Origin of the sequence: Nonomuraea sp. 3-1Str (assembly GCF_031570565.1) — a bacterium.
Taxonomy (GTDB): Bacteria; Actinomycetota; Actinomycetes; order Streptosporangiales; family Streptosporangiaceae; genus Nonomuraea.
Genome location: NZ_JALHBK010000031.1, coordinates 110,852 through 117,290 on the forward strand (window position 1 = coordinate 110,852; position 6,439 = coordinate 117,290).

General features: G+C 71.8%; 6 protein-coding genes and 1 pseudogene. 2 read left to right on the forward strand and 5 right to left on the reverse strand.

The features are described from left to right. The first annotated feature begins 17 nt into the window (after positions 1-17). Together map and MTP10_RS42155 are read left to right on the forward strand one after the other, a co-directional pair. Positions 18-866: a type I methionyl aminopeptidase gene (gene map, locus MTP10_RS35180; RefSeq protein ID WP_310715238.1), complete on the forward strand. Its 849-nt coding sequence runs from the start codon at positions 18-20 to the stop codon at positions 864-866. 110 nt (positions 867-976) lie between these two features. After that, positions 977-1,105, forward strand: a pseudogene (locus MTP10_RS42155) (ester cyclase); the annotation flags it as partial. Positions 1,106-1,114: 9 nt separating this feature from the next. Here MTP10_RS42155 and MTP10_RS35185 read toward each other — a convergent pair. The 5 genes from MTP10_RS35185 to MTP10_RS35205 form a co-directional block, all read right to left on the reverse strand. Next, positions 1,115-1,501 (reverse strand): ATP-binding protein, encoded by a 387-nt coding sequence (locus MTP10_RS35185; protein WP_310715240.1) that lies wholly within the window; start codon positions 1,499-1,501, stop codon positions 1,115-1,117. 219 nt (positions 1,502-1,720) lie between these two features. Next, the gene (locus MTP10_RS35190; protein WP_310715242.1) at positions 1,721-3,715 is read right to left on the reverse strand and encodes a cytochrome c oxidase assembly protein; all 1,995 of its coding nucleotides are present in this window, start codon (positions 3,713-3,715) and stop codon (positions 1,721-1,723) included. Next, positions 3,712-4,350, reverse strand: coding sequence for a copper resistance protein CopC (locus tag MTP10_RS35195; protein ID WP_310715243.1), 639 nt, complete (start codon positions 4,348-4,350; stop codon positions 3,712-3,714). The genes MTP10_RS35190 and MTP10_RS35195 overlap by 4 nt, the downstream gene beginning before the upstream one ends. Before the next feature lie 44 nt (positions 4,351-4,394). Next, positions 4,395-5,678: a helix-turn-helix transcriptional regulator gene (locus MTP10_RS35200; RefSeq protein ID WP_310715245.1), complete on the reverse strand. Its 1,284-nt coding sequence runs from the start codon at positions 5,676-5,678 to the stop codon at positions 4,395-4,397. A 334-nt stretch (positions 5,679-6,012) separates the two neighbouring features. After that, positions 6,013-6,439 (reverse strand): helix-turn-helix domain-containing protein (locus tag MTP10_RS35205; RefSeq protein WP_310715247.1); only part of this gene is annotated, 427 nt, incomplete at its 5' end.

A 6,439-nucleotide genomic window follows, 5' to 3' on the forward strand; every position in this document is an offset into this window, starting at 1 on the left:
CCGTAGACTCGTCTTTCATGACGACACTGCTCCAGCCAGGGCGAGTCTCGCCCATGCGAAAGGTCCCCGCCCACATCGAGCGGCCGGAGTACGTCGGAAAGAAGCGCCCCAAGACCGGCGAGGCCGACGTCAAGACCCCCGAGATGATCGAGCGCATGCGCGTGGCGGGCCGGATCGCCGCGCAGGCCCTCGAAGAGGTCGGCAGGAACGTGCGGCCGGGGGTCACCACCGACGAGCTCGACCGGATCGGGCACGAGTTCCTGCTGGACCACGACGCCTATCCGAGCACGCTCGGCTACAAGGGCTACCCCAAGTCGCTGTGCACGTCGATCAACGAGGTCATCTGCCACGGCATCCCCGACGACACCGTGCTGCGCGAGGGCGACATCGTCAACGTCGACATCACCGCCTTCATCGGCGGCGTCCACGGCGACACCGACGCCACGTACCTGGTGGGCGAGGTCGACGAGGAGTCGCGGCTGCTGGTGGAGCGCACCCGCGAGGCGACGCTGCGGGCCATCAAGGCCGTCGCCCCGGGCCGGCAGCTCAACGTGGTGGGCCGGGTCATCGAGGCGTACGCCAAGCGGTTCGGCTACGGCGTGGTGCGCGACTTCACGGGTCACGGCATCGGCACGACGTTCCACTCGGGGCTGGTGGTGCCGCACTACGACGACCCGTCGCATCGGGTGGAGCTGGTGCCGGGCATGACGTTCACGATCGAGCCGATGCTGACGCTGGGCACGATCGAGTACGACATCTGGCCCGACGGGTGGACGGCGGTGACCAGGGACCGCAAGCGCACGGCCCAGTTCGAGCACACGATCGTGGTGACCGAGACGGGCAGCGAGATCCTCACCACCCCCTAGAGCTCCAGCGGTGGATCGTGATCACCGTTCCGGTGCGGTGCGTCGGCTGGTGGTGGCAGGCGTTCCCTCTCTCCGCGGGATGATTCCCTCCAGCAGGAGGTCGAGGAACGCAGGATTTCTTCGGCCAAGCCCCGACCGGCGAACGCTTCGAGATCCAAGGAATGGACATGGTCCGGGTGCGTGACGGCCGGCTCATCGAGCACTGGGCGTTCGCCGAGCCGCTGCCGAACGGTCAGTAGCGGCCGCGGTCAGCGCCGGGGCACCGCCGCGGTGACGGTGGTGCCCTCGCCCTTCACACTGCTGACCGACAGGTTGCCGCCGACCCCGGCGAAGGCGGCCCGCATCCGGGCGATGCCGCGTCCCGCCTTGTCCTGCGGGAAGCCGCGGCCGTGGTCGCTCACGGTCATGCGCAGGCCGCCGGTGCCCGCGGTGACGGCCACCGACACGACGCTAGCGCCACTGTGCCGCTCCACGTTGGCCAGCGCCTCACGCAGCGCCTCCAGGACGGCATGGGCGACGGGGGCGGGCACGTCGGCGGCGGGCAGGGCCCAGATCTCCACGCGGATGCCGGTGCGCTCCGACCACTGCGTCAACTGGCTCTCAAGGGTCTCGGCGAGGCCCCGCCCCTCACGCATGCGCGTTTCTTCCACCTCTGCTCGCCTTCCTGGGCATCCCGGACTCCTGGCCGGACCCCACACCGGCGTCACGCGCCGGATGTGCGCCCCCCTCAAGGTCTCGCACATCCCTGCGGGAAGGTGATGCCCATCTCCCCGTACGGCAAGGCTACCTGGCGGGTGGGAGGCGTACGGCGGGAGGATAGATCCCCCTGCCCGTACGGCTACGCGTCCACGCGGTCAGTCGGGCTGGTCGGCCTTGTCCGCCTTGTCGGCGCGGTCGAGGCGGGCCAGGTAGGCGTTGTAGGCGTCGAGCTCCGGGTCGCGCAAGCCGCGGTCGGCCCGCCGGTCGCCGCGGCGCGCCTTGCGGTCCTCGTCGCCGTACCACTGCACGGCGATGGCCAGCAGCACGATGAGGGTGGGGATCTCGCCGAAGCCCCAGGCGATCGCGCCGCCGTCACGCTGCTCGTCGATCAGCGGACCGCCCCAGGTGCGGCCGAGCTGCTCGTACCAGTCGGAGGCGATGACCGTGCCGGTCATCATGAGCGCGACGCCGAAGAACGCGTGGAACGGCATCGTGACGAACAGCGTCAGCAGCTTGCCCACGTACGGCAGGCGGTGCGGAGCCGGGTCGACGCCGATGATGACCCAGAAGAACAGCGACCCGCTGAGCAGGAAGTGCAGGGTCATCGTGATGTGCCCGAGGTGCTCCTCCATGGCCGAGGCGAACAGCGGCGTGAAGTACAGCGCGTACGTCGAGACGATGAACAGGGCGGTGGCGATGCCCGGGTGGCCGACCACCTTCACGAAGCGGCTGTGCAGGATCGTGGTCAGCCACTCGCGCGGTCCGCGGTCGCCGCGCCGGGCGGCCGGCTTGAGCGCGCGCAGGGCGAGCGTGACCGGGGCGCCCAGCACGAGGAAGATCGGCACGATCATGGCCAGGATCATGTGCTCGATCATGTGCACGTCGAACATGACCTTGGCGTAGCGAGCCAGGCCGCTCTGCGTGGCGATGACGAGGATCGCCACCCCCACGAACCAGGAGGCGGTGCGGCCCCAGGGCCAGGCGTCGCCCCGCCGCAGGAGCCGGATCACCCCGGCCGCGTACAGGCCGGCCAGGACGGCGGCCACGAGCGCGAAGAACAGGTCGAACCACCACAGCGTGGCCAGGTTGGCCGGCGAGATCGGCGGCGGCATCGGAAAGCCGAGCAGCTCGAAGGCCCGGTCGGCGGGGAGGCTGACCTCCGGCGGGCGGGTGCGCGACAGCGCGACGGCCAGGCCGACGGTGGCCGCCATGAGCAGCGCCTCGCCGGCCGCCAGCCGGGTGAAGGCGCCGGGCCGGCCGCCCTGCAGGGCGGAGACGGTGCGCTCCCGGTGCCACCAGCCGGCGTAGCCGAGCAGCACGAACGCGACGATCTTCGCCACGACCAGCACACCGTACGACGACGTCCACAGGTCGGAGACGTCGGAGAGCCGGGCGACGACGCTGAACACCCCGGAGACGCCCACGCCGATGTAGCACCACAGGGCCATCCGGGAGAAGCGGGCGGCGGCGATGTCGAGCCGCGGCTCGCGGCGGGCGGCGTGCACGGCGAGGACGACGAGGCCGCCGACCCACAGCGCGAGCACCAGCAGGTGCAGCGACAGGGCGGAGGTGGCCAGGTTGTGGTTGGGCGAGGAGGAGGCGTGCCCGGTGAGGGCCGGCGGCAGCAGCGTGACCAGCGCGAACGCCAGCAACCCGGCCGCGGAGCCGGCGGTGATGGCACCCCGGGAGAACAGCGAGATGGCCACCGCGAACAGGATGACCAGCGTCAGCGCGATGCCCTGGCTGGTCTGGGTGGCGTAGGAGCTGAGGTAGTTGCCGGTGGAGACGGCCTGGAGGACGGGCTGCCCCCAGGAGTCGGAGACCTCGAAGACCAGGGTGAGGAAGGCGCTGCCGGCCCAGATCAGAGCGGCCCAGGAGGAGGCCCGGACGTAGCCGGTGGCGGTCGTGCCGAGCATGCCCTTGTCGTTGGGCAGCAGCGCGGTGGCCGCCAGGAGCAGGCCCACGGTGAGGACTCCGGCGGCGTCCATCGCCAGCTTGGCCAGCGGCAGTCCCCAGCGGGTGAGCACGCCGGCGTCGGGCAGGCCGGCGATGATCCGGGGGAAGGCCGCGCCTCCGACGATCATGGCGATCACCAGGGCGGCGACCGCCGCTGCCGCCGCCGCGAGCGCGAGCCGCGCGGCCCTCGTCACGGCCGCTTCTTGCGCATGCTGATGAGGAAGCCGACGCCGATCCCGGCGAGCGCGCCGACGACGACCAGCAGCCAGACGGGGAACGTGGCCGAGGAGGCGCCCTGCGCGGCCTGCGCCGTCGCCGCCGCGGCGGGGGCCGAGGCCGCGGAGGAGGCGGGGGCCGCGGAGGAGGCGGGGGCCGCGGAGGAGGCGGGGGCCGCGGAGGGCGGCTGCGACGGCGTGGCGACCGGCTGGGCCGCCGCCGTCTCGGACGCCTGCGCCTCAGGCTTGGGAGCGCCCTTCACGGTGAACGGGATCTCGCCCTCGATGGGGTGGCCGTCGGAGGAGACGACGCGGTAGGCGATGGTGTACGCGCCGTCGGCCAGCGTCTCCTTGAGCCGCTGGATGACCGCCGGCCCGTCGGCTTCGGCCGCCCCCGCCTGGTGCTGGGCGCCGTCGGCTCCCCGGACGATCACGAACGGCATCCGCACCCCGGCGCTGAACACCAGCTTCACCTGCTCGACGGTCTTGACCGTGGAGCCCTTGGCCGGGTCGCTGCTCTTGAGCGAGTCGTGCGCCAGGGCGGGCCCGGCGGTGCCGAGCAGGAACAGGGCGGCGAGGAACGCGGCGACTGCCGCGATCAGAGGTCTCTTCATGGCAACTCCAGGCTACCGACGCCACCGCCCGGTCCCTACCTCGGTTACAGCCCCGCGCAGGCGAGCGCTCGCCGGTAGGCCTCGACGCTGCCGTCGGCGTCGCCCAGCAGCTCCATGGTCTCCGCCGCGGCGTACCAGGTGCCGGCGACGCGACGGGAGTCGGGCAGCGGCGTGAGCCAGTCGCGCACCGCGTTGAGCTCGCGCTCGGCGTCGGAGACGCGACCGAGCCCGCCGTAGGCGCGGCTCAGCAGCAGGTGCGCCTCGGCCTCCTGCGCCCCCGCGGTCGTCGGCATCAGCTCCTGCCCGGAGCTGCCGTGCCGGACGGCCTGCTCGTAGTTGCCGGCCATGACCTCGGCGCGGGCCAGCTCGACCTGGGCGTTGGCCCGGTCGAGCGTGCTCGCGGAGGTCTGCGCGAGCTCGTCCTCGGCCCGCAGCAGCATGGCGCGGACCTCGTCGAGGGCCTCCGGGTGGACGCGCAGCTTCAGGGCCGCGTAGGCGACGCGGGTGCGGGCGAGGCTGCGCGGCTGGCCGGTCTCCGACTGGATGGCCAGGGCCCGCTCCAGGAAGGCCAGGGACTCCTCACCGTGGCCGGAGCTCTCGGCCACGACCGCGGCGTTCCAGTTGGCGGCGATGACCGCCCTGGGCGTGCCCAGCATGTCGGCGGCGTTGAGCAGCTCGGCGGCGAACTGGCGGGCGCGCAGCAGGTCGCCGCTGTAGAAGTAGGCCGACAGCAGCGTGGCGCCGAGCTCCACCATGCCGTCGGTCCAGGCCGGGCGGGCCGGGCCGCCGAGGACGGCCTCCCCCACCTTGATCGCCTCGCTGAGCCGGTCGCTCTGCCGGTAGACGCGGCACAGGGCGACCGCGATCTCGATCCGCCGGTCGGGGCTGACGTCCTCGTCCTGCAGCCGGCCGAGCATGGAGATCGCCTCCTCCAGCTCTCCGCACGCCTCCAGCGCCAGCGCCAGCCCGAACTGGGTGTCTTGACGCAGTCCCGTGAGACCTGCGAGGTTGTGGTTGGCCAGCAGCTCGGCGAAACGGGTGCGGGCCTCCCGCACCTCACCGTTCTCGAGAGCCATCCTCGCGTAGCCGAGCGCGAGCTCGATGTCCTCCATCTGCTCGGCGGTCACGCCGTTGAGGAGATAGGACAGCGAACAGTCCAGTTTCTGGGCCAGGAGCTCCAGGACGGCAGGCGTCGGAGTACGCTTGCCACTCTCGATCAGGGAGACGTAGCTGTCCGACAACTCCGGATGCGCGAGCTGCGCCTGGGACAGACCCCGCTGCCGCCTCACCGTCTTGATACGGAGTCCGATCAGGTCAGATGTGGTCACAGGTCCCGCTCCCTGAGAGGATGATGTCCGAGCAACCCATAGGCGAGGGAGAACCCCCATGCGCACGCGCATTGCCCTGTCCGTACTCGTTGCGTTGTTGACGGCAGGTGTGGCCGTCGGAGGCAATGCTACGGCCGCGACAGCCGACTCGTCTCCATCCCAGTCGGACCAAATCATGGCGAAGTTTGACATTCCTATGTGCTGCTGACCGCAGCAAACGCTGAATCGGTGCCGGAGCCGCACCACGGTGTGGGCATGGCCGGTGCCGCCTTCCGCACGGCGGCATCGGCAGGTATGTCCCCCCATCAGGCGCCTCCGGCACGGCGCCGCCTCATCACCCGGCCCGTAGCGCCAGGAAGAAGTCGACCCGGTCGGCCATCGACGACAGGTCACGGCCGGTGAGCTCCTCCACCCGCCCGATCCGGTAACGCACCGTGTTGACGTGCACGTGCAGCCTCTCTCCGCAGGCGTTCCACGAGCCCGCGCAGTCCAGGAACGTGCCGAGCGTCCGCACCAGGTCCGACTGGTGCCGCCGGTCATAGGCGATCAGCGGCCCCAGCAACCGGTCGGCGAACGAGCGCCGCACGTCGCCCGGCACCGTGGCCAGCAGCAGCGCGTGCGTGTAGATCTCGTCGCTGGTCACCACCCCGCCCGAGCGGGCCTCCGCCAGCCGCCTGGCGTGCGCGGCCTCCTCGATGCCGCCGCGCAGGGCCGCCGCCCCGGTCAGCGCGCCGCTGAGCCCGACGCGCAGCCGCCCGCCC